Source organism: Corynebacterium hiratae (genome assembly GCF_009708045.1).
Taxonomy (GTDB): Bacteria; Actinomycetota; Actinomycetes; order Mycobacteriales; family Mycobacteriaceae; genus Corynebacterium; species Corynebacterium hiratae.
The window spans coordinates 132,202-155,060 of record NZ_VIOG01000001.1; the positions used below are offsets into that span (position 1 = coordinate 132,202).

At 62.2% G+C, this 22,859-nt stretch carries 20 protein-coding genes; 15 read left to right on the plus strand and 5 right to left on the minus strand.

The features are described 5' to 3' along the window. The first annotated feature begins 181 nt into the window (after positions 1 to 181). Positions 182 to 1,606, plus strand: a complete 1,425-nt coding sequence (locus tag FME68_RS00560; RefSeq protein WP_328287658.1) for a YkvI family membrane protein — start codon at positions 182 to 184, stop codon at positions 1,604 to 1,606. Here FME68_RS00560 and FME68_RS00565 read toward each other — a convergent pair. Beyond that, on the minus strand, positions 1,603 to 2,292 hold the full coding sequence (locus FME68_RS00565; protein WP_158395368.1) for a LysE/ArgO family amino acid transporter: 690 nt from the start codon (positions 2,290 to 2,292) through the stop codon (positions 1,603 to 1,605). The two genes, FME68_RS00560 and FME68_RS00565, sit on opposite strands and share 4 nt — an antisense overlap. 70 nt (positions 2,293 to 2,362) lie before the next feature. On the opposite strand from FME68_RS00565, the gene FME68_RS00570 reads away from it, so the two are divergent. The 4 genes from FME68_RS00570 (at position 2,363) to FME68_RS00585 (ending at position 5,153) form a co-directional block, all read left to right on the plus strand. Beyond that, a complete protein-coding gene (locus tag FME68_RS00570) occupies positions 2,363 to 3,247 on the plus strand; it encodes a LysR family transcriptional regulator ArgP (RefSeq protein WP_158395370.1) in 885 nt (294 codons plus the stop codon). Positions 3,248 to 3,275: 28 nt separating this feature from the next. Next, positions 3,276 to 4,271 carry a DoxX family protein gene (locus FME68_RS00575; protein ID WP_158395372.1) on the plus strand — a complete coding sequence of 332 codons (996 nt, stop codon included), beginning with the start codon at positions 3,276 to 3,278 and terminating at the stop codon, positions 4,269 to 4,271. Between the two features lie 133 nt (positions 4,272 to 4,404). Beyond that, positions 4,405 to 4,842 (plus strand): hypothetical protein, encoded by a 438-nt coding sequence (locus FME68_RS00580; RefSeq protein WP_158395374.1) that lies wholly within the window; start codon positions 4,405 to 4,407, stop codon positions 4,840 to 4,842. Then, entirely contained in the window at positions 4,839 to 5,153 is a 315-nt protein-coding gene (locus tag FME68_RS00585) for a transcriptional regulator (protein WP_158395376.1), read from the plus strand. The genes FME68_RS00580 and FME68_RS00585 overlap by 4 nt, the downstream gene beginning before the upstream one ends. A gap of 83 nt (positions 5,154 to 5,236) precedes the next feature. Here FME68_RS00585 and FME68_RS00590 read toward each other — a convergent pair whose 3' ends face one another. The 3 genes from FME68_RS00590 to FME68_RS00600 are packed head-to-tail and all read right to left on the minus strand — an operon-like array spanning position 5,237 to position 8,906. Beyond that, positions 5,237 to 6,505, minus strand: a complete 1,269-nt coding sequence (locus FME68_RS00590; protein ID WP_158395378.1) for a glycosyltransferase 87 family protein — start codon at positions 6,503 to 6,505, stop codon at positions 5,237 to 5,239. 11 nt (positions 6,506 to 6,516) lie between these two features. Then, positions 6,517 to 8,370 carry a dihydroxy-acid dehydratase gene (ilvD, locus tag FME68_RS00595; protein ID WP_328287659.1) on the minus strand — a complete coding sequence of 618 codons (1,854 nt, stop codon included), beginning with the start codon at positions 8,368 to 8,370 and terminating at the stop codon, positions 6,517 to 6,519. Between the two features lie 2 nt (positions 8,371 to 8,372). Then, complete coding sequence (locus tag FME68_RS00600; RefSeq protein ID WP_070681125.1) at positions 8,373 to 8,906, minus strand: PH domain-containing protein; 534 nt, start codon at positions 8,904 to 8,906, stop codon at positions 8,373 to 8,375. 314 nt (positions 8,907 to 9,220) lie between these two features. Here FME68_RS00600 and FME68_RS00605 point away from each other — a divergent pair, with 314 nt between their 5' ends. From FME68_RS00605 to FME68_RS00650, 10 genes are all read left to right on the plus strand, one after another. After that, positions 9,221 to 11,041, plus strand: coding sequence for an acetolactate synthase large subunit (locus tag FME68_RS00605; RefSeq protein ID WP_070701967.1), 1,821 nt, complete (start codon positions 9,221 to 9,223; stop codon positions 11,039 to 11,041). 5 nt (positions 11,042 to 11,046) lie between these two features. Next, positions 11,047 to 11,562 carry an acetolactate synthase small subunit gene (ilvN, locus tag FME68_RS00610; RefSeq protein ID WP_010186907.1) on the plus strand — a complete coding sequence of 172 codons (516 nt, stop codon included), beginning with the start codon at positions 11,047 to 11,049 and terminating at the stop codon, positions 11,560 to 11,562. A gap of 109 nt (positions 11,563 to 11,671) precedes the next feature. Further along, the gene (gene ilvC / locus FME68_RS00615; RefSeq protein WP_046648105.1) at positions 11,672 to 12,685 is read left to right on the plus strand and encodes a ketol-acid reductoisomerase; all 1,014 of its coding nucleotides are present in this window, start codon (positions 11,672 to 11,674) and stop codon (positions 12,683 to 12,685) included. Positions 12,686 to 12,818: 133 nt separating this feature from the next. Then, the gene (locus tag FME68_RS00620) at positions 12,819 to 14,612 is read left to right on the plus strand and encodes a GmrSD restriction endonuclease domain-containing protein (RefSeq protein WP_158395380.1); all 1,794 of its coding nucleotides are present in this window, start codon (positions 12,819 to 12,821) and stop codon (positions 14,610 to 14,612) included. A gap of 28 nt (positions 14,613 to 14,640) precedes the next feature. After that, positions 14,641 to 15,525 (plus strand): hypothetical protein, encoded by an 885-nt coding sequence (locus FME68_RS00625; RefSeq protein WP_328287660.1) that lies wholly within the window; start codon positions 14,641 to 14,643, stop codon positions 15,523 to 15,525. 44 nt (positions 15,526 to 15,569) lie between these two features. Further along, the gene (gene serA, locus FME68_RS00630) at positions 15,570 to 17,156 is read left to right on the plus strand and encodes a phosphoglycerate dehydrogenase (protein WP_049156496.1); all 1,587 of its coding nucleotides are present in this window, start codon (positions 15,570 to 15,572) and stop codon (positions 17,154 to 17,156) included. Between the two features lie 135 nt (positions 17,157 to 17,291). Beyond that, on the plus strand, positions 17,292 to 18,311 hold the full coding sequence (locus FME68_RS00635; protein ID WP_158395383.1) for a 3-isopropylmalate dehydrogenase: 1,020 nt from the start codon (positions 17,292 to 17,294) through the stop codon (positions 18,309 to 18,311). Between the two features lie 17 nt (positions 18,312 to 18,328). Further along, positions 18,329 to 20,197, plus strand: a complete 1,869-nt coding sequence (locus FME68_RS00640) for a DUF294 nucleotidyltransferase-like domain-containing protein (protein ID WP_158395385.1) — start codon at positions 18,329 to 18,331, stop codon at positions 20,195 to 20,197. A gap of 2 nt (positions 20,198 to 20,199) precedes the next feature. Beyond that, positions 20,200 to 20,814: an exonuclease domain-containing protein gene (locus tag FME68_RS00645; protein ID WP_439329101.1), complete on the plus strand. Its 615-nt coding sequence runs from the start codon at positions 20,200 to 20,202 to the stop codon at positions 20,812 to 20,814. 80 nt (positions 20,815 to 20,894) lie between these two features. Then, positions 20,895 to 21,704: a fumarylacetoacetate hydrolase family protein gene (locus tag FME68_RS00650; protein ID WP_185963798.1), complete on the plus strand. Its 810-nt coding sequence runs from the start codon at positions 20,895 to 20,897 to the stop codon at positions 21,702 to 21,704. Positions 21,705 to 21,712: 8 nt separating this feature from the next. Here FME68_RS00650 and FME68_RS00655 read toward each other — a convergent pair whose 3' ends face one another. Then, on the minus strand, positions 21,713 to 22,816 hold the full coding sequence (locus FME68_RS00655) for an isochorismate synthase (protein WP_158395387.1): 1,104 nt from the start codon (positions 22,814 to 22,816) through the stop codon (positions 21,713 to 21,715). Positions 22,817 to 22,859: the final 43 nt, after the last annotated feature.

The window sequence follows — 22,859 nt, forward strand, 5'->3', positions numbered from 1 at the left end:
TGAGCCGGCTCATGCTTGAGCGGTTGTAGGAGCAATCTCTCCACAGCCGCACACATGTTTTCCTATCAGGTTGGCGTAAGGTAGAGCCTATGTAACGCCATGCTTGTGCCAAAGTATGGCGCGTTTTTATGCACTAGCCACTAAGCATAAAAAGAAGAAACTAGAAAACAGATAGGAAAACGTGTCTTATAAAAACGTCGTGGGCATCGCTTTGTCCTTCATTGGCTTGCTCGTGGGTGCGGGCTTTGCCACGGGACAGGAAGTTGTCCAGTACTTTACGTCCTTCGGTATTCCGGGCATGTGGGGAATCCTGGTAGCCGGCTTGGTCATGACCCTCGCCGGCACGGTGTTCCTTCAGCTGGGAAGCTACTTCCACGCCAGCGAGCACAACCAGGTCTTCCGGAACATTACTCACCCGATCATTTCGCGCATTCTGGATGTCGCGGTGATCCTCACGCTCTTTGCGGTGGGCTTTGTCATGCTGGCTGGCGCCGGATCCAACATGCAGCAGCAGTTTGGCTGGCCGGCCTGGGTTGGTTCCCTGCTCATGCTCGTCCTGGTTCTTATCACGGGCATGTTCGACGTCGATAAGGTCTCCCAGGTCATCGGTCTCCTGACGCCGACCATCATCATTGCGGTGCTCTTCGCCGGCACCTACACGCTGCTGCACATGCCGGACAACGTCGATGCGGCCATTGCCGCCTCCGAGGCGATTGAGTCCCCAATCCCGCACTGGCTCATTTCCGCGCTGAACTACAACGGCCTGGCCCTCATCCTGGCGGTATCGATGTCCCTGGTGATCGGCGGCGATAACATCAGCCCGCGCGAGGCAGGCGTCGGCGGCATCGTGGGTGGCGCGGTCTACGCGGTGCTCATGGCCATCGCCGGTTTCTCGCTGCTGATGAACGCGGAGAACGTTGGCGATTCCGATATCCCAATGCTGACCTTGGTGGATAACGTCCACCCGACGCTTGGCGTCATCATGGCCATCATCATTTACCTGATGATCTTCAACACGGCCATCGGTATGTTCTACGCGCTGGGCAAGCGTTTGTCTTCTGGTAAGGAATCGAAGTACCGCATCATCTTTATCGCCGGCTGCCTCGCTGGCTTCGCCGTCTCCTTCGCCGGCTTCAAGGCTCTGATGCAGTACGTCTACCCGGTCCTGGGCTACATGGGCATCGTGCTCGTGGCTATCTTGGTGATTGGGTGGCTGCGTTCCCTGGGCAAGATTAAGGACGAGGGCCTGCGCCGTGAGCGCATCCGCGCCCTGCTGCACCTCAAGCTGCACCCCGACACAGAGTACGACGCGGCGCGTTACGACGATGAAATCGGCCAGCAGATCGCTGACTCCAACATGGACGATGAAGCCCTCTTCGAGGATCTCGTCTCCGATGTGGTGGAGGAGCTTGACTCGGATGAAGAGCTCGACTTCGACAAAGAAAAGTGGGAGGAAAACCGCAACGACCACTCCTACTACACCGAGCGCGAGGCTGTGGAGCAGGACCGCACCGACGAAGAAATCAAGGCCTGGGTCGAGGAAACCGGCGCGGTGGGAGACCCCGCCGAAGACGAAGAGCTCCCTGAAGAATCAAAGAAGAACTAGAGAAGCAGGAGCTTCGCCGTCAGCGCAAGCATGACGCAGCCGATGACGATGTTGACTACGCGCCACGTCGTCGGCTTGGCCAGCACGTGGGAGAGCTTGTAGGCACCAAAGCCGAGGGAGGGGAACCACACGGCGCTGGCTAGAATCGCACCGCCGGCGAAGACCCAGCGCTGGTCGCCATATTGGTTGGCAATGGAGCCCAGCATGACCAGCGCGTCGACGTAGGCCAAGGGGTTGAGCCAGGTCAGCGCCAACGCACCGAGGACCGGCTTGACCCAGGAATTCGAGCGCACGCGGGGGCGAATTTTGGTGAGTACGGAGGTTCCTGAAGCTCCCGAATTGCCCGAGTTCTCTTCAACGACCTGCGCTACCGGTGCGGTTTCCTCAATGACCAGTGAATCCTGTTCCTTCTTAAACGCGTCGCGGAAGCACGTGAACCCAAAGTAGATGAGGTAGGCCGCGCCCAAGTACTTGACCACGACGAGCGCGGTGGGGAAACGCTCGACGAGGACGCCGACTCCGGCGGTGCCGCCGGTGATGAGGATGACGTCGGAAAGCAAGCACGCCAACAGGATGGCGCCGACATGATCGCGTTTAATGCCCATCTTGATGATGTAGGCATTCTGCGGTCCGATGGCGATGATGAGGGATAGACCCAGCGCAAATCCTGCGAGCAATACTGACATGGTTTCTAGTCTGCGCATAGCGCCATATGAAGTCCAGTTAAATGTTCTACAGCTGGTTTAAAATAGCTTCATGAACCCACTCCATACTGAAACTCTGCTGGTCATCATCGATGAAGGATCCTTCGAGGGGGCTGCGGCTGTGTTGAGAATCACTCCTTCGGCCGTCAGTCAGCGCATCAAAGCGCTGGAAGTATCGACTGGTCGAATCCTTCTGCGCCGCGGAGCTCCCGTCACCGTGACTGAAGCAGGGGAGATCGTCGCCCAAGCAGCACGGCGCATGGCGCTGGTCCAAGCTGAGGCGGATGCGCGGCTGACCGAGCGCCTGTCCCGCGTTCCACTCACCGTTGCTATCAACTCGGATTCCCTGGCCACGTGGTTCCGCCCTGTAGTCCAGCGCACCGCCGAGCGCGGTGAGGCGGCGCTGCGTATACGCATCGAGGATGAGGCCCGCACGTTGGCCATGCTGCGCCGCGGCGACGTGCTGGGCGCGGTCACCCGCGAGCAAACTCCGGTCTCCGGTTGCGAATCCACCTACCTCGGCACCATGCGCTACTTTGCCGTCGCTGCACCCAGCCTGGCGGAGGGTTTCGAAGACTGGGATACCCTGCCCATCGTGGGCTTTGGTCCGAACGACGCCACCTTGGATGACGCCATGCGCGAGCGCTTCATCGACTCCCATGTCCTGCGCGCGAGGGTATCCCAGATTCCCTCTTCGGAGTCCTACGTAGAGGCCGTGCGCTACGGCCTGGGCTGGGGTCTGGTGGCGAGGCTGCAGGCCCAGCCCCTGCTGGAGACGGGAGAGCTGGTGCTTCTCGACGACTTCCCGCTCGACATTGACCTCTATTGGCAACGCTGGCGGCTGGAGTCGGAAGTGCTCGCGGACCTCACGGCAGATGTCTTAGACGCAGGCCGTGCGGTTTTAGCTACGCGCCGCGCCGATAAAGATGCACCATAAGGGCGCTGTGCTGCCTTAAGTTGGAGGCATGAGCGATAAAACTCCTGATAAAGCCACCGACTTTGATGACGATATCCCGACCTACACGGGGAAAGACTCCGTGAAGGACAGCACGCCTGAGGCAGAAGCTGTAGAAGCTGCCGATAAGCCGAAGAAGAGTAGCCTCTTCCAACGCCCCGGCCGCGCCGAGCCGCAGGTGATTAAGCCGAAGAAGGCTGAGGAGCCTGCTGTTGAGGCAGAGCCTGAAGCCAAAACCGAAACCTTTGAGAGCGCCACCCGCGAGTCCTTGTCTTTCGACAGCGCTGCAGCTGAAACCGAGACCACTGCCTTCCCGCGCGCGGAGGCCATGGCCGAGCCTGATACGCAGACAACCGCTATGCCGGTATCGGCAACCGCAACCGAGTCCGCAGCAACTGAGACCTACGAGGAAGTACCAAGCACGGTTGCCGTTGCCGATCCCGCCGTGGACTCCGAGCCTGCAGCCGTGGAGGAGAAGCCGGAGCCAGCACGCCGCGGCACCATCGACTTCGGTTTGCTCTTCGTGCGCTTGGCGCTCAGCGTTTACCTGCTCGTGGCGGGTGCCTCGACCTTCTTCAAGCTCGGCGGCAACGAGGGCCTGTCGGGTCTGGAGAACGAGTTCGGCGAGTACACCATGGCAGCGGCACTTGCCATCGGCGTGCCGACCGTCCAGCTTATCGCCGGTGCCTTCCTGCTGCTGGGACTGGTGACGCCGCTGGCGGCCATGTTCGGTCTTATCGTCACTGGCTTCTCCGCTATCCACGGCCTCAACGCCTCGGGTGCTGGGTTGGATGTCTTTGCCTGGAATGAGAGCGTCTGGCTGGGCCTGGTGCTCTTCGTTATCGCGGTGGCCCTGCAGTTCACCGGTCCGGGCTTCATCTCCCTGGACTTTAACCGCTCGTGGACTCGCCGCCCATTGGCAACGTCCTGGATTTTCGTCGTCATTGGCGTGGCCGCGCTCGTTGCCATCTGGTGGTTTGGCGCGGGCGTTAACCCGCTGAACTAGGCGCTGTTAGCACGTTTCTACGCTCCCAGCCTGCAGCTATATACAAACTCTTGTTATTTTCCGTTGTGTAAAGTAAGTTGCTTTCCGTAATGGAAAACAATGACTTTGGTGCCGCAGGAGGGGAGCTTTAGTTTTGTCCAATCAGGATGTTCGGGACGCGCTCGCATTTGAGGAACAACAACGGCTGGCCGCGGCCAAACGGCCACCCGTTTGGCTAAGTCTGCTCGCAGCGGCGGCGTACGGCGCGTGGTTTGCCTACATGTGGATCAAGGATGACGTCCATCCTCTCGTTCCTGTTGGTGGACTGCTTCTTCTACTCGCGCTCTTGGTGAGTCTTGCCGTCTTTTACCGCACGGGGGTGAGGGATTCAATGCGCCAGAAGGTTGATCCGTACGCCTCTAGGAATGTGACCTGGCGCTTCTACGCAGGATTGGGATTTATGATTCTGCCGGCGCTCTTCAACCCTTTCGTTGAAGGACACGTTATTGCCTCGTGCATCGCAGGTGTGCTGTGCAGTCTGTCGGTCTTTTGGACGTTGCACACCGGTGCGCTGAATAGGATGCCGCGATGAGTGAGCTCGATCCGATAATTCACCCGCTCAACCGCTTTAAGATATGCGCCACGCTCAATGCCTTCGGCGCCACGCAGGGCGGGGAGGTAAACCGTGAGATGAAATTCGCCATGTTGCGCGACCGCACGGAGCTTTCCGATGCCTCCCTGTCCAAGCAGCTCGGAGCTCTAGAGCAAGCTGGCTACGTCACGCGCTTCCGCGAATATGGCACCAGCCGTGCTAAAGATTCAGTGTGGGTGGCCTTGACAGAGAAGGGCAAGAGCGCCTTCGACGGCCACTTGGCAGCACTCAAGGTTTTAGCCGAGGGCTGAGGTGCCCGTGTTGCCAAAGTTTTCCCATTTTTTGCAATGGCGGCGCATAACTTTGTCAGAACGGGCAGTTTGCGTTTCGGGGCTCAGTTGGTTTGGGCCGCAGCGAGTTCGGTTTGTGGCTTGTCTGCTTTATTGCCTTGAACCTTGAGGCAGATGGCGTAGAGAATCCAGCACAGGAGTGCTAGCCACACGAAATCATCGACCAAGAACTTCTGGTACAGCGGCATCGCGTGAACATCGATGCTATCGCCGAACCACCACTTCGGCGGAACGGTGAGCAGCATGCCAGTCCAGGCAGCCAGCACAGCCAGCAAGCTGCCAGCGACCCAGGTGGAATTGCGCCAGGACCAGGCGCGGTAGACCAGAACCGGCACGATGAGGGACAGCCACACCCAGTGGTGGGACCACGAAACGGGGGAGATGAGCAACATGGTGGTGGCGGTGGTGAGGTGGGCGTCGACAAGCAGGCCGCGCCGCATCTGTGCCAGGATAAGGGTGGAGCCAAGGCCGATGACTGCGAGCGCAGCCACGAGCCACAGCACGTTGATGAGCGTGCCGTGGTTGTCCATGGCCTCCTGGGAGGTAAAGAGGCGCTGGATGACGCCCTTGAGCGAGGAGTTGGACTGATAGTCCGTAGCCACGCCGAAGTCTGCGCCCTTGCCCATATCGAGAAGCTTCGAGCTGAAGAATTCGACGAAGGCCTCCCAGCGGTAAGCGGCGGCCAATAACGTAGCCACGACGGCGGAGGCTAAGGCCGTGAGGATGGGCCGCCACTCGCGGCGCAGCAGGAAGTAGAGCAGCATGGCCAACGGGGTGATCTTGATGGCCGCCGCGAGACCTATCAGCCAGCCCTGCGGAAGCTTGCGCTCGCGGGGAACAAGATCAAAGATGACCAGCGCCATGATGACGATATTGATCTGCGCAAAACCGTTGTTGAGGCGGATGGGTTCAAAGAACATGGCCGCGGCCCACGCGATCGCCACGGTGGGCCACAGGTGCGGCACCTTGAGCGCGCGGAAGATCGCGTAGAGGCAGGCAAAGACCAGGGCGTCCGAGAGGACGATCATGATGTCGCCGGCGAGCGAATCGCTCATCCAGTCAAAGGCAGTCAGCGGCACCATGACCAGCGCCCCGAAGGGCGGGTAGATAAAGGGGAGCGCCAAGTCCCCGGCGTACATGGGCTCGGAATAGACCGAGCGGCCCTCCATGAAGGCGCGCACGCCCTCTCGGTAAATGATCATGTCCACCGGGAAGTCCGTGTGGAGGACGTGGCGGATGACGCCCACCAGGCCAATGATGAGCCCGGCGGCGGTCAGGAGTGTGCGCCTTGCGGCGTTAGTGGCGAAATTCATCGCCCCATACTCTAATTGACGTAACCATCCACCACGCGCACCGCACCACGGTCAGCGGACGTGGCCATGTTGGCATAGGCGCGCAGGGCCTTGGTGACCGGGCGGTTGCGGTCCTTCGGCGTCCAGGGCTTCTCACGCTGCTCCTCGATGGCGCGGCGGCGTTCGAGAACGTCCTCGTCGACGTCGAGGGTGAGCTGGCGCTCGCGGATGTTGATGGTGATGGGATCACCGTTTTCCACCAGGCCGATGAGACCGCCGTGGGCTGCCTCGGGGGAGATGTGGCCGATGGACAGGCCGGAGGTACCACCGGAGAAGCGACCATCCGTAATCAAGGCGCAAGCCTTGCCCAAACCGGAGCCCTTGAGGAAGGAGGTCGGGTGCAGCATCTCCTGCATGCCGGGGCCGCCCGCGGGGCCCTCGTAGCGGATGACGATGACATCGCCGGGCTGGACTTCCTTCTTGAGGACGATGGAGACGGCCTCCTCCTGGGACTCCACCACGCGGGCCGGGCCAGTGAAGGTCCACAGCTCTTCCTCCACGCCGGCGGCCTTGACGATGGCCCCGTTGGGGGCGAGGTTTCCGCGCAGGACAACCAGGCCGCCGTCGGAGGAGAAGGCATGCTCGGCGTCGTGGATGCAGCCATTGGCAGCGTCGGTGTCGAGCTCATCCCAGCGGTTGGACTGGCTGAAAGGCTCGGTGGTGCGCACACCGCCGGGGGCAGCGTGGAAAAGCTCGAGGGCGGCCTCCGTGGCCTTGCCGCCGCGGATATCCCAATCGTCGAGCCACTCCTCAGCGTTGTCGTAAAGCGCGGTGTGGACCTTGAGGTTCAAATGGCCGGCGCGGCGCAGCTCGCCCAAGATGGCGGGGATGCCGCCGGCGCGGTGCACGTCCTCGATGTGGTAGGTGCCGTTGGGGGCCACCTTGGACAGGCAGGGCACGCGGTAAGAGATCTCGTTGATGTCCTCGAGGGTGAAGTCCACCTCGCCCTCCTGCGCGGCGGCCAGCGTGTGGAGGATGGTGTTGGTGGAACCACCCATAGCCATGTCCAAAGCCATGGCATTGCTGAAGGCTTCCTTGGTGGCGATAGAGCGCGGAAGGACGGCGTCGTCTTCGTCGCCGTAGTAGCGTCGGCACAGGTCCACGATGGTGCGGCCGGCCTGCTCGAAGAGATCGCGGCGGGCGCTGTGGGTAGCCAGCGTGGTGCCATTGCCTGGAAGGGCCAAGCCGAGCGCCTCGGTGAGGCAGTTCATGGAGTTGGCGGTGAACATGCCAGAGCAGGAACCACAGGTGGGGCAGGCGCTTTCCTCCACGCGGGTCAAGTCCTCATCGGAGACGGCATCGCTGGCCGACGCTGTAATGGCCGTAATCAGATCCGTCGGCGCGTGCGCCACGCCGTCAACGACAACAGCCTTGCCGGCTTCCATCGGGCCACCGGAGACGAAGATGGTGGGAATGTTGAGGCGCAGCGCGGCATTCAACATGCCCGGGGTGATCTTGTCGCAGTTCGAGATGCACACCAGGGCGTCGGCAGTGTGGGCATTGACCATATACTCGATGGAATCGGAGATGATCTCCCGCGAAGGCAGGGAGTAGAGCATGCCGCTGTGGCCCATGGCGATGCCATCGTCAACAGCGATGGTGTTGAATTCCTTGGGCACGCCGCCGGCTTCGCGCACGGCGTCGGCCACGATGTCGCCGACGTTCTTGAGATGGACGTGGCCGGGAACGAACTGGGTAAAGGAGTTGGCGATGGCAACGATCGGCTTGCCAAAGTCGCTCTCCTTGGAGCCGGTAGCGCGCCACAGTGCGCGTGCACCGGATGCCTGGCGGCCAACGGTGGTGACTTTAGAGCGGAGAGGGTACACGGTTAATCCTTCAGTTCGGGGTGTTTCTTGAGGTACTCGGCGTATTCCTCCTTGGTAAGGAGGATTTGCTGGCCATCGCGGTGGACGATGACGACCTTGTCATCGGCGGCTTCGCGGCCAGCGGTCAGGGCGTCGGGGATGCGGCCGTTGGAAGCGGCGGCAAGGCGGGGGAGGGAGTTAAAAGTCACGCCCGGCAGGTTGAGGTTGTCGCCGCTGGTGGTGCGAGCGTAGGCCTTCGAGCGCTGGAATCCGATGCCTTTAAAGTCCTTCCACGCGATGTCCTTGGGGCCGCGGAAGCCATAAGTGATGTGGATGCCTTTCGCGTCCACGGTGGTGCGGGCACGCAGGACCCACCAGATGGCCAACACCGGGAAGATGAGGATCCAGAAGAGGTATTTCGGGGCCCAGCCAATGCTGAGGAAAGCGATGGCGGCGAGGATGCCGATGCCGAGGAGGTGTTCGCGGGTGGGCTTGAACGTTTCGGCCGCGGGGTGTTCGGCACGAGTTGATGCGTTCTGCGGGTGTGAGGACGTCATAGTGGGTCATCGTAATTGACAGCGTGGCGCGGTGGCGAACCGCCCCACCTGTGCAATCTCGCAAAATGAGAAAAAGATCCCAAAAATGGGGGTAAATGCCTGCGGTGGCGTTTCTATCAGTGTACAGTTTAGCCCATGATCATTATTCGACTTCACCTCGTAGTAGTACCCGGGCGGCGCGAGCCGTAGCGAGTCCACTAGTGACGTCGACCAGCAAGCGCCCCCGTTACCTTCACACCCAGGAAGGACAGCGGGGGCGTTATTAGTTGGATGATCTCTCCGATATCCATCCCCACTGAAGGAGCACAACAACCGTGACAGCTTCCACTCCGCCACAGCGGGCGCCCGAGCGCATCACGGGCGCACACGCCATTGTCCGTACCCTCGAAGATTTGGGCACCGAGCTTGTCTTCGGCATTCCGGGCGGCGCCGTGCTTCCGCTGTACGACGCCCTCTTTGAATCCACGAAGCTGCGCCACGTGCTCACCCGCCACGAGCAGGGGGCCGGCCACGCCGCCGAAGGTTATGCCCAGGCATCCGGAAAGGTAGGCGTCATGATTGCCACCTCCGGTCCGGGTGCCACCAACCTGGTGACCCCGCTGGCGGACGCCAACCTGGACTCCGTGCCGGTCGTGGCCATCACCGGTCAGGTGGGCAGCTCCTTGCTGGGCACCGACGCCTTCCAGGAGGCCGATATCCGCGGTGTGACCATGCCGATTACGAAGCACAACTTCATCGTCACCAAGGCAGAGGACATCCCGGGGGCTATTGCTGCCGCGTTCCACCTGGCGTCCACCGGACGGCCGGGCCCGGTCCTCGTGGATATCCCGAAGGATGTCCAGAACGCCCTGATGGAGTACTCCGGCCCAGTCATGCCGGACCTGCCGGGGTATAAGCCCACCACGACCCCGCACCCGCGCCAGATCACGCAGGCTGTTCAGCGTATTGCCCGCGCGGAGCGCCCGGTGCTCTACGTTGGCGGCGGCGTCATTAAGGCGGAGGCTTCCCGCGAGCTGCGCGAGTTTGCTGAGCTGACCGGCATCCCGGTGGTCACCACCCTCATGGCGCTCGGCGCCTTCCCGGATAATCACCCGCAGCACATGGGCATGCCCGGCATGCACGGCACGGTGCCGGCGGTGGCGGCGCTGCAGCGCGCGGACCTTATCATCGCCGTGGGCGCGCGCTTCGATGACCGCGTGACCGGTGATACCGATACCTTTGCTCCGCACGCCGAGGTCATCCACGCCGACATCGACCCGGCCGAGATCGGCAAGATCCGTGAGGTAGCTGTTCCCATCGTGGGTGATGCGCGCGAGGTGCTCCTTCGTCTGACCAAGGCTTATGCCAATGACGCGGAGTTGGATGCCCCGAACCTCGGTGACTGGATGGAGTACCTGGGAGATTTGCAGCGGCGCTACCCGCGCGGTTTCGAGCCGACGTCGGACGGGCTGCTCAACCCGCAGGAGGTTATCCAGAAGCTCAGCTCCATCGTGGGGCCGGAGGCTATCTACTGCGCGGGCGTCGGCCAGCACCAGATGTGGTCGGCACAGTTCCTCGACTTCGAGCACCCGCGCAGCTGGATCAACTCCGGCGGTGCCGGCACGATGGGCTACGCCGTACCCGCAGCGCTGGGCGCTAAGGCCGCATGCCCGGAGCGTGAGGTTTGGGCGATTGACGGCGATGGCTGCTTCCAGATGACCAACCAAGAGCTCACCACCGCCGCGGTGGAGGGATTCCCCATCAAGGTGGCTGTCATTAATAACGGAAACCTGGGCATGGTGCGCCAGTGGCAGACGCTCTTCTATGAGAACAAGTACTCCCATACCAAGCTGCGTGAGCACGATGAGTACGTCCCGGACTTCGTCAAGCTCAGCGAGGCCCTGGGGTGCGAGTCCATTCGCGTCACCACGGCAGAAGAGATTGGCCCCGCGATTGAGCGCGCGCGCTCAATCAATGACCGCCCGGTGGTCATTGATTTCATCGTGGGCCAGGATGCCCAGGTGTGGCCGATGATTGGTGGCGGCGCCTCCAATGAGGAAATTCAGTACGCCCTGGGCCTGCGCCCGCTGTTTGATGAAAACGAGTCCGCGGCCGAGGATCCGGCCGACATTCACGAATCCCTCGAGGAGGCCTAAGAACAATGGCTAAAGACGACATCACCCGACACATCCTGTCCGTGCGGGTCCAGGACATTGAGGGCATCATCTCCCGCGTGACCGGTATGTTTACCCGCCGCGGCTACAACCTCATCTCGCTGGTCTCCGCGCGGACCGAAACCGAGGGGATCAACCGCCTGACCATCGTTGTGGACGCCTCCGAGGTTGTCATCGAGCAGGTGACGAAGCAGCTCAACAAGATTGTTCCGGTGCTCAAGGTGGTGGAGCTGGAGGAAGAAAACACCATTGCCCGCGCCATCATGCTGGTCAAGGTGGCCGCGGATAACTCGAACCGCCCCCAGGTGGTCGACGCGGTGAACATCTTCCGCGCCCGCATCGTGGACGTATCGCCGGAGTCCGTGGTGGTGGAGGCCACCGGTACGCCGGGCAAGCTGCAGGCGCTTCTCGACGTCCTCGAGCCCTTCGGTATCCGTGAGCTGGTGCAGTCCGGAAACGTCGCGCTGGGGCGTGGCCCGAAGGCGATGGCACCGAGCAAATAAATAATCTCACATTGTGGGCATCGTGTCCCAAAATGTGATACAAATTCAGTAGACCACGTCACTATTCACTGAGTAGTGACAACGAACCACAGAGAGAAGGAACAACAACATGGCTATTGAGACTCTGTACGATTCCGATGCCGACCTGTCCATCATCCAGGGCCGCAAGGTCGCCATCATTGGCTATGGCTCCCAGGGCCACGCCCACGCAATGAACCTGCGTGACTCTGGCGTTGAGGTGGCGATCGGCCTGCGCGAGGGTTCCAAGTCCCGCGAGAAGGCGGAAGAGGCTGGCTTTAAGGTCCTGAGCAACGCTGAGGCGTCCAAGTGGGCTGACGTCATCATGCTGCTAGCCCCGGATACGTCCCAGGCGACCATCTTCACCGAGGACATTGAGCCAAACCTGGAGGACGGCAACGCTCTGTTCTTCGGCCACGGCCTCAACATTCACTTCGAACTGATCAAGCCGGCGGAGAACATCACCATCGGTATGGTTGCGCCGAAGGGTCCGGGCCACCTGGTCCGCCGCCAGTTCGTCGACGGCAAGGGCGTGCCCTGCCTGATCGCTACCCAGCAGGATCCGAAGGGCGAGGGCCGCGAGCTGACACTGTCTTATGCCGCGGCCATCGGCGGCGCCCGCGCCGGCGTTATCCCGACCACCTTCGAAGCCGAGACCGTCACCGACCTCTTCGGTGAGCAGGCCGTTCTGTGCGGTGGTACCGAGGAGCTCGTGAAGGTCGGTTTCGAGGTGCTGGTGGAAGCCGGTTACGAGCCGGAGATGGCCTACTTCGAGTGCCTGCACGAGCTGAAGCTCATCGTTGACCTCATGTTCGAGGGCGGCATCAAGAACATGAACTACTCGGTCTCCGATACCGCAGAGTTCGGCGGCTACATCTCTGGTCCTCGCGTCATCGACGCTGACACCAAGCAGCGCATGAAGGACATCCTGTCCGACATTCAGGACGGAACCTTCACCAAGCGCCTGATCGCCAACGTTGAGGGCGGCAACAAGGAGCTGGAGGAGCTGCGCGCCAGCTACAACGATCACGAGATCGAGAAGACCGGTGAGAAGCTGCGCGATCTCATGAGCTGGGTCAAAAACCCACTGGATGCAACGGCATAAATCGCACTGGATCTGAGTAATCCCGCTGGCCACCGGCTGGCGGGATTTTTCGTTACTCGGGCCATCCGTGCCCGCAATGTGATGTTCGCGCACAAACGGGCACGTTCCCACATTTGGCGGTAGGCTCGAGGTCATGGGTTTCTCTACGCCAAGCTATGACCTTAATGACCTTTTCGCTCGCATCGATCGCGGTGATATTCAGCTGCCTGACTTCCAGCGCTCTTATTCCTGGGATGAGGACCGCATTAGATCGCTGATCGTCACCGTCTTGCGCGGCTACCCGCTCGGCGCATTAATGGCCTTGGATACCCGCAACGAAACTATGCGCTTTCGCCCCCGCCCATTGGCTGGTGCCCCGGATACCGGGGTGAACCCGGGCTTGCTCTTGCTTGATGGGCAGCAGCGCCTTACCACCTTGTATCACTGCTTCCGCGGCGAGGGCTTCGTCGATACCACTGATTTTCGTTCCAAGAAGGTCTCCCGCAAGTACTACGTGGACCTGCGCATAGCGACCTCGGAGGACATCATGCCGGACGAGGCCGTCTTCGCCGTCAACCAACATGGTGAGCTGCGCTCCCACTTCGCGCCGGATATCGAAGGTTCCTTGAACACCCGCGAGGCCGCAATCGAGGAGTGCTGCATCCCGGTCTCAGCCCTGCTGAGCGAGGAAGGCACCAGCATGCTCTTCGAGCTCGCAGCCGCCAACGATGGTGCCACCCGTGATGTGGTTGCCGCCTTCAACAACCGCATCCTGCGCCCACTGTCCGGCTACACCGTGCCGATGATCCGCCTCTCCCGGGAGACGGCAAGCGCCGGTATCGGCTCGATCTTTGCGCAGGTAAATTCCGCTGGTCTGCAGATGGATGTCTTCGATCTGCTCACGGCTGTCTTTGCCTCCGAAGACCCGGACTTCCACCTGGCGGAGGATTGGGCGGCCGTCGAGAAGCAGCTGCGTTCCTTCCCGGCGCTCGACGGCATTGGCCGCAACGAGTTCCTCTCGGCCGTGTCTTTGCTGGTGTCGGGGGAGAAGGGCAACGCTGGTGGTCAGCGCGAAGACATCCTGCAACTGACGCTCGCTGAGTACCGCAAGGCCGCGGAGACCCTCGTGATTACCTTCCGTGAGGTCGCCGAGTTCTTGGCTGAGCGCTGCATCCTGTCCCTGGAGCAGGTGCCTTATTCCGAGCAGATTATCCCGCTGGCGGTCATCCTGGCACGTCTGGCTGAGAAGAAGGGCGTGCTTTCCAGCCAGGAATCCTGGGACCGCCTCAACCAGTGGTTCTGGAGCGGTGTCTTCGGTGAGCTTTACGGCTCCTCGGCCGTCAAGCTGCGCGCTGCCCGTGATGTCGACGAGGTGACCAGCTGGGTTGCCGGCGATACCGAGGACGTTCCGAAGACGGTGCGCGATGCTTCCTTCCGCGAGTCCCGCTTGCTGTCCGTGGGGGAGAACGACGGCGTATGGCACGGCCTCTACGCTCTGCTCATGGCACGCGGCGCCAAGGATTGGCGGACGGGGCGCGCCTTCAACCGCCATAGCTTCGAGGAGCTGCAGCCGGGATTCTTCCCGGTCTTCCCGCTTCGCTGGTGCGAGCGCCACGGTATCAGCGGCGTGCTGGCGAACTCCGTGCTCAACCGCACGCCGATGGGCAAGCGCACCGAGGTGGTCCTGGACGGGCATTCGCCCGAGCGCTACCTGCCGCGCGTGCAGTCAAAGTCGATCATGGAGGATGCCGAGTTCGATAGTGTGTTGGCCTCCCACGACTTAGATCCGGAGCTCCTGACTGCGAAGACCGCGCACCAGTTCTTCGCCGATCGCCGCGAGCGCTTTGTCGGCATCGTCGAATATGCACTCAACAAGCAGGTGGTGCGCGACGTGGATGAGGCGAACCTTTCCGGCGGCGAGGAGGGCCCGCAGGCCTTTGCGCGTTAAGGTTCCTTCTCCACGTGCGCTACAGGTCGTGCCTGTAGCTCTGCTGCTAGTCGTGACGGGCCTAGGCGCTGCGGGCTGTTCCTCGCTGGGGCGGGGCGAGCCGATTCTCACGCAGGACATCACCGCCCTCCCCGAAGCGGACATCGACCTGGCCCGCGCGAGCGAGGAGAACCGCTTGCGGCTTATCGACCCCCAATTCGCCAACGAGGTCACCGTGGTGGGGGACCGCTGGGGCATAGACTCTGCGCGCTTGTTCTTCAAGGAGAGCAATACGCTGATCCTCGCCGAAGAGACGGATGCCGCGGCCCTGCGCGCGGCGACGTTGAGCGTGTCCCAGCGCGTGCCCATGGTGACGTACGATGCGTCGATTCGCCCGCAGATTTCACAGTTGCTCGCTGATCTCGACGTAGACCAGCTCCTCGTTATCGGTAACGTTCCGTGGGCTAGCCAGAACGGGCAACTTGAAGTTATCCACGACCCAGGAAACACCAAGGCGCTGGGGGAATACACCGCTTTTCGTTTCACGTCGAAGGTGGTCATGAGCCGTGAGCGCATGGTTGACAACATTGCACGCTTGGATTCCTCTACGAAAACGGAGCTCAAGGCCGCCTGGGAGCCCCTGCCGCAGCACATAACGAAGGAAAAGATGCCGGCTATTCCGGCCCAGGCGCGCCGCGACGCACAAATGGCGCCGGTGATTGTGGCGACCGCGGAAAGCCCCCTAGCCAACGTGGTCAATGCCACCGCCTACGGTGGCACGGTCTTCGTCATGACCGAGCCAGATCCGTCGGCGACGAAGGCCGGCGCGGCGATAACGGCAGGGCTGTCGGAGGGGCCTATCGTGGCCCTCGGACCGGAATTCGGTTCAGTGACAGAATTCACGCATAAAATCACTCAGGGCTGGAAAGAATAAACTACACTTCTCGGCATCTCCAATTCTGACTAGTAAAGGAAGTTATGTCGAAGCCGGTCGTACTTATCGCCGATAAGCTTGCCGAATCCACTGTTGATGCCCTCGGTGACACCGTTGAGGTTCGCTGGGTTGATGGCCCAAACCGCGAGGAACTTCTCGCCGCAGTGCCTGAGGCCGATGCGCTCCTCGTCCGCTCCGCCACGACCGTGGACGCGGAGGTTTTGGCCGCCGCAGAGAACCTGAAGATCGTCGGCCGTGCCGGCGTTGGCTTGGACAACGTTGACATCCCAGCCGCCACTGAGCGTGGAGTCATGGTTGTCAACGCGCCGACCTCCAACATCCACTCCGCCTGCGAGCAGGCCATCGCCTTGCTCCTGGCCACCGCGCGCCAGGTGCCGGCGGCGGATCAGTCTCTTCGCCAAGGCGAGTGGAAGCGCTCGTCCTTCAAAGGCGTCGAGATCTATGGCAAGACCATCGGCATCGTGGGCTTCGGCCACATCGGCCAGCTCTTTGCCCAGCGCCTGGCGGCCTTTGAGACCACCATCATCGCGCACGATCCTTATGCCAACCCGGCCCGTGCGGCAGCGCTGGGTGTGGAGCTGGTGAGCCTTGAGGAGCTCATGTCCCGCTCTGACTTTGTGACGATCCACCTGCCCAAGACCCCGGAGACCGCCGGCATGTTCGATGCCGAGCTTTTGGCGCAGGCCAAGAAGGGCCAGATCATCATTAACGCCGCCCGCGGCGGCCTCGTCGATGAAGCGGCGCTAGCTGCCTCCATCAAGTCTGGCCACCACCGCGGCGCAGGCTTCGACGTCTATGCTTCCGAGCCCTGCACCGATTCCCCGCTGTTTGAGCTTCCGCAAGTTACCGTGTCCCCGCACTTGGGCGCATCCACGGTCGAAGCGCAGGACCGCGCCGGTACCGATGTCGCCGCCTCCGTGTTGAAGGCACTGGCCGGCGAGTTCGTCGCGGATGCCGTCAACGTTGAAGGCGGCCGGGTCGGCGAGGAAGTCGCCGGCTGGTTGGACCTGACCCGCAAGCTGGGCTTGGTAGCCGGCAACCTGCTGGATGCTGCACCGGTTGCCGTGGAGGTCGAGGCCTGCGGTGAGCTGGCCAACGAGGATGTCTCGGCTCTTGGTCTGTCTGCTGTTCGCGGACTGTTTTCCGGCGTGGTCTCGGAGGCTGTCACCTTCGTTAACGCAATGAAGATCGCCGAAAGCCGCGGCGTGACCGTGGACGTGAAGACCAACGTGGAGTCGAAGGGCCACCGCTCTTCGGTGCGCGTCAGGGTGATTGGCCCCAACGGTAAGGTATCGCAGCTGACCGGTGCCCTGACCGGCATTGACGGGGTGGAGAAGATTATCCGCATCAACGGCCGCGGCGTCGATATGCGCGCTACCGGCCGCAACCTCTTCTTCTCCTACAAGGATGCCCCGGGCGCGCTGGGTACCGTGGGTACCAAGCTGGGCTCTGCCGGCATCAACATTGTCGCCGCCGCCTTGACCCAGGGCAAGGACGCCTCCGACGCTGTGCTCATTCTGCGCGTCGAGCGCGAGGTACCAGAGGAGCTCGTCGAGGAGATCAACTCGGCGCTGGGGGCTACCTGCCACCAGCTCGATTTGGATGCCTAATCTACACCGCACCTGAGTGGAGTCCACCGCCCCCTGCAGAGCCAGTCATGGTTCTTCAGGGGGTTTCGGCTTCATGGAGGGCTCGAGGGTGGTACTCTCTCAAGTATCCAATATGTGAGAAAGGAATCCCACAAAATGAAACTTGCAGTGATTGGCGGCGACGGCATTGGCCCCGAGGTAACCGCGGAAGCGCTCAAGGTTCTGCGCGCGGTGCGCGAGGACATCGAGGCAACCGATTACGACCTGGGTGCTCGACGCTACCTGCGCAACGGAGAGCTGCTTACCGACGCCGACCTGGCCTCCCTGCGCGAGCACGACGCCATCCTGCTCGGTGCGATTGGCGCCCCCGGTGAGGTTCCGCCCGGCGTCTTGGAGCGCGGCCTGCTGCTGAAGATGCGTTTTGCGCTCGACCACCACGTTAACCTGCGCCCCTCCAAGTTGTACCCGACGTCCACCTCCCCGCTGGCTAACCCGGGCGATATCGACTTCGTCGTCGTGCGCGAGGGCACCGAAGGCCTGTACTGCGGTAACGGAGGAACTCTGCGCGAGGGCACCGAGCACGAGGTGGCCTCGGAGGTTTCCCAGAACACCCGCTACGGCGTTGAGCGCGTGGTGCGCGATGCCTTCCAACGCGCGATGTCCCGCCGCAAGCACGTCACGCTGGTGCACAAGACCAACGTTTTGGTCAATGCCGGTGGGCTGTGGCAGCGCACCGTGAACGAGGTGGCACAGGAGTTCCCGGAGGTCACCGTGGACTACAACCACATCGATGCCGCAACCATCTACATGGTCACCGATCCCACGCGTTACGACGTCATTGTGACCGATAACCTCTTTGGTGACATCCTGACTGACCTGGCCGGTGCTGTTACCGGTGGCATCGGCTTGGCCGCCTCCGGAAACATTGACGCCTCCGGTGCGAATCCCTCCATGTTCGAGCCTGTCCACGGTTCTGCCCCGGACATCGCGGGCAAGGGGATTGCGGATCCGACCGCGGCGATCCTCTCGGCCGCGATGCTACTGCGCCACCTCGGTGACGAGGACAACGCTGTGCGCATTGAAGAGGCCGTTGCTGCCGACGTCTCCTCCCGTGGGGATGCACAGCCAAAGACCACCGAAATTGGTGACCGAATCGCCTCCGCGCTGCGCGCCTAGCACTGTATGGTTGGCGCATGAGCGTCGAAATAGACGAGGTCACTAGCTTCCTCGCCCAGCACGAGCCTTTCTCCCGCCTGCCGGAGGAAGAGCTCACCGCGCTGTCTGCACAGCTGAGCATGATCTACCTGCGCCGCGGGGATGTCCCCGTCCGGCTCGGGGAGGAAAACGCATTCCTGCACATCATCCGCACCGGGGCAATAGATGTTCTGGGAGAGGATGGCGTCCTCCTCGATCGGCGCGAACCCGGGCTGACCTTCGGCTATTCCACGCTGCAGGGTGAGCCGGTTTCCGTCTATGAGATGGTCGCGGTCGAAGACAGTCTGGTCTTCACCCTGCCGCAGCACGCTTTTAGCGAGTGCGCCCAACGCAACCCAGACATCGCACGGTTCTTTTCGGCCAAGTCGCGCCAGATCCGAGCAGCCGCCCGCGAGCTGTCCGATTCCGCACCGACGGATGTTCTCCGCACGCCGCTGCAGGACCTTATCCGCACCGACGTGCTCACCGCTCCGCCCACCACCACGATCGCGGAAGCCGCTGGCATGATGACTGACCGGAGTGTGTCCTCGCTCCTCGTCGTGGAGCCCGGGAACCAGAACGGCACCCGCCTTAAGGGCATCGTGACGGACCGCGATCTGCGCTCCCGCGTGCTCGCCGTTCACCGCGATCCTGGCCAGGCGGTGGGGGAGATCATGACGCCCAACCCGCTGACGGTATCTGCCGATGCCCCCGCCATGGAGGCGCTGCTGCACATGGCCGAGCGAGGTATCCACCACCTGCCGGTGGTCACCGAGGGCGCATTGCAGGGCATTGTCACGCAGTCGGACGTTACGCGCCTGCTCCATAACGATCCGCTCTACCTCACCGCGGATCTCTCACGGCGCAGCAGTGCCGCTGAGCTTCGTGGCGCTTTTCAGGAAGCCACGCGCCTGGCCGGGCGTTACGTGGAGCGCGGCTCCACCCCGGCGGAAGCCTCCAGCCTGGTCACGCTCGCCGCTGATGCCGTGGCTCGCCGCCTGTGCACGCTAGCCGAGGAGGAACTTGGACCCCCGCCGGTCGAGTATGCCTTCGTGGCCGTCGGTTCGCAGGGCCGCCGGGAAATGGCGCTAGCCTCGGATCAGGACAATGCTCTGGTCCTTGCTGATGACTACGATGCCGCGGTACACGGCGACTACTTCGCGCGGATGAGCTCCTTCGTCTGCCAGGGGCTTGCCGACGCCGGCCAAGTTCTCTGCCCCGGCAACATGATGGCGATGAACGAAGAATGGCGGATGCCCCGGACCCACTGGATCGATACCTTCCGTAGGTGGATCCGGGAGCCCCAACCGGAGGCTCTGCTCAACGCACAGATCTTCTTCGATTTCCGTGTCCTCTATGGCAGCGAGGAGCTGGGCCGGGAAGTTCACACTGCTGCCGTAGAAATGGGTAAGGGCGCAACTCGCTTGCACGCGCACCTGGCCAGCTTGGCAGCGCGCCGCGAGCCGCCGCTGACCTTCTTCAGAGGGCTGGTGGTGGAACGCGATGGCGACTACGCCAACACCCTCGACATTAAGAAGGGCGGGACCGCCGGAATCGTACAGATGGCCCGGCTCTTCGCCTTGGCTTCCGGCTCGACGGTGGTGGATACCCGCCACCGCCTCAGGGAAGCAGCGGGTCATGCGGTGAGCCAACAGGGAGCACAGGAGCTTCTCGACGCCTTCGACTACCTGCGCTCCCTCTCCTTCCAACACCAAGCCCACCAGCTGCGCGAGGGCCAGCAGCCCAATTACAACATCGACCCCAAGAGCCTGGGGCGCATGGAACGCGAGCACCTGCGCGATGCTTTCCGGGCGATCAAGTCGATGCAGAATGCCCTCGCGACCAAATACCCAGTGAGGAATATCTAGATGTGGAATCGCTGGAGCCGCCGGGCGGACTGGGGCGCGCCCCGCGCACTACACCCCTTGATGACGTGGGCTTGCTGGCCGTGGACATGGAGACGACCAGCCTTAACCCCCGCACGGGGAAGATCGTCTCTATCGGCTGGGTTCCGGTTAATGGCAGAACCATCGACTTATCCGGGGCTGGATATATCGTGGTGCGCGGCGCGCAGGTGGCCGACGACGCACATGTCCACCTGCTGACCCAAAACGTCATCGACGCCGGAGAGGAGCTGGAGAGCGCTATGGAGCAGTTGCGCCAGGCGGTGCAGGGACGCGCGTTGCTCGCACACTTCGCAGCACTTGAAGTGGGATTCATTGAGGCTGCATCCCGCGCGGTGTTCGGAGAGCGCCCGCGGCTGAGCGTGGTGGATACCTTTGCGTTGGAGCGGCGCCACATGGAGCGCATGGGCACCTACCCGCGCGGCGAGGACCTACGCCTTCCCCGCGTCCGAGAGCGCTATGGTCTGCCGCGCTATGGCAGCCACAATGCGCTGAGCGACGCCTTGGCCTGCGCAGAGCTATACCTGGCGCAGCGGGGGAGCACGCGAGCGGTGACCCTGGGAGACGTCGTCCAACGCTGAGATAGACGACGCTTTCTTTGCAACCTTTACTACAGGCCCCTGATCGTGAGTTAAAAATCCTTGCGAGTAGTATGGCCGTTATGCGTTTAGGACGAATTGCTCACACCGAAGGTATCTGTTTCGCCATTATCGATGGCCCCGCCGACGCCCCGCTGGATCAGCTGGTGGCCAAGGAAATTTCCGGCACCCCGTTTACGCCGCCGGAGCCCACTGGACGCGAGTGGCCGCTGAGTGAGGTGCGCTTGCTGGCGCCGACCCTGCCGACCAAGGTCGTAGCACTCGGCCGCAACTACGCCGATCACGTCGCGGAGGTCTTCAAGGAGTCTGCCGAGCACCTGCCGCCGACCATCTTCATCAAGCCCTCCACCGCGGTCATTGGCCCGGGCGCACCCATCAAGATTCCGGAGTTTGCCACCAACGTCGAATTTGAGGGCGAGCTCGCTGTGGTGATCTCTAAGGTGTCGAAGAATATTGATCCGGAGAAATGGCGCGATCACGTTGTCGGCTACACCATTTGTAACGATGTGTCCTCCCGCGACCTGCAGTTCCAGGATGGCCAGTGGGCACGCGCGAAGGGGATCGACACCTTCTGCCCGCTGGGCCCGTGGATTGAGACGGACCTGGACTGCATCAATCTCGATGATCAGAAGATCAACGCCTACCTCACGCACGATGGCAAGCGCGAGCAGAAACAGGACTCCAACACCGACCAGATGATCGTGAAGATGGGCGATATTATCGCTGAGATCTCGCAGTCCTACACCCTGTTGCCGGGCGATGTCATCACCACCGGATCCCCGGCTGGCACGGCGCCGATGGTGCCGGGCGATACCATCGAAATTGAGATCCCCGGCGTAGGTAGCTTGAAGAACCCGATCGAGCGCGCTTAGTCGCTGCTCTAGAGGTTGAGCGCGCGGAGAATGGTGCGCAGCTTCGCTGTGGTTTCCTGAAGCTCGGCCGTCGGGTCGGAATCCACGACGATTCCACCGCCCGCCCAGGCGCGGGCGGACAGGCCATCGCCCGAGACCTCCGCGCAGCGGATGGCCACCATGTATTCGCCGTCGCCGGAATCATCGCACCAGCCCACCGCGCCGGCATAGAAGCCGCGGTCGGTCTCAGCGGTCTCGATGAGCGCCTGTGCAGCTTCGGTGGGGGTGCCGCAAATAGCTGGGGTGGGGTAAACCAACTCGGCCAGCTCCAGTGCCGTAATGCTGGAGTCCTTGAGGGTTCCCGCAATCGGGGTGCCCAGATGCCACATTTCATTGGTGGAGGTGAGCTGGGGTGAGGCGGGGGCGTCGAGAGTCGCGCACAGCGGCTGCAGGATGCGGCGGATGTGGTCGACCACGAAGGCATGCTCGCGCAAATCCTTCTCGGAATTGTGCAGGTCCTGACCTGCCATGATGTCGCGTGCTTTATCTGCCTGCCGGGGTGCGGATCCGGCCAAGGGGAAGGCCGTGACTGTTGAACCCTGCTTCTTGATGAGCACCTCCGGGGAAGAGCCCACGAGCATCGCTCCGGGTCGCCCCGCCGGGGTGAGGTCGGCGATGAAACCATCGCGATGGGAGGACAGATCGATCAGCCGCGCGGCGACGAGGAGCGGATCGACAGGGGCGTTGAACTCAATGTCAACGGCGCGGGCGAGGACTACCTTGTCCAACTTCGACGCCTCGATCGTGGCGATGGCTGCTTCAATGCGGCGAAGGTGTTCCTCCGGTTCCGGATCGAAACCGGTAACCCGCGCGTTGAGCGTGCCGCTGCGGTAGTAGGCATGTGGCTCGAGCGGGCCGTCCTCACGGATAATGTTGCGCGGGACTGTCAAAGCGGCCGGATCTCCCTTGTGGAAGGGAAGCGCGCCGACGATCATCGGGACCGCGCCGGCACGCAGCTCGGCTACGGCGGCATCGACATCGCTGAAGGTCGCAGCCGAACCTTGGGTACGCACAGACCCCGTCGCGCGGGACAGGAGGAAGTCGGGGGCGGTGGAGGGTCTGTTTTCACACATAAGGAATAACTCTAGTTCCTTCTTTCCTTCTTACCGAAACCAG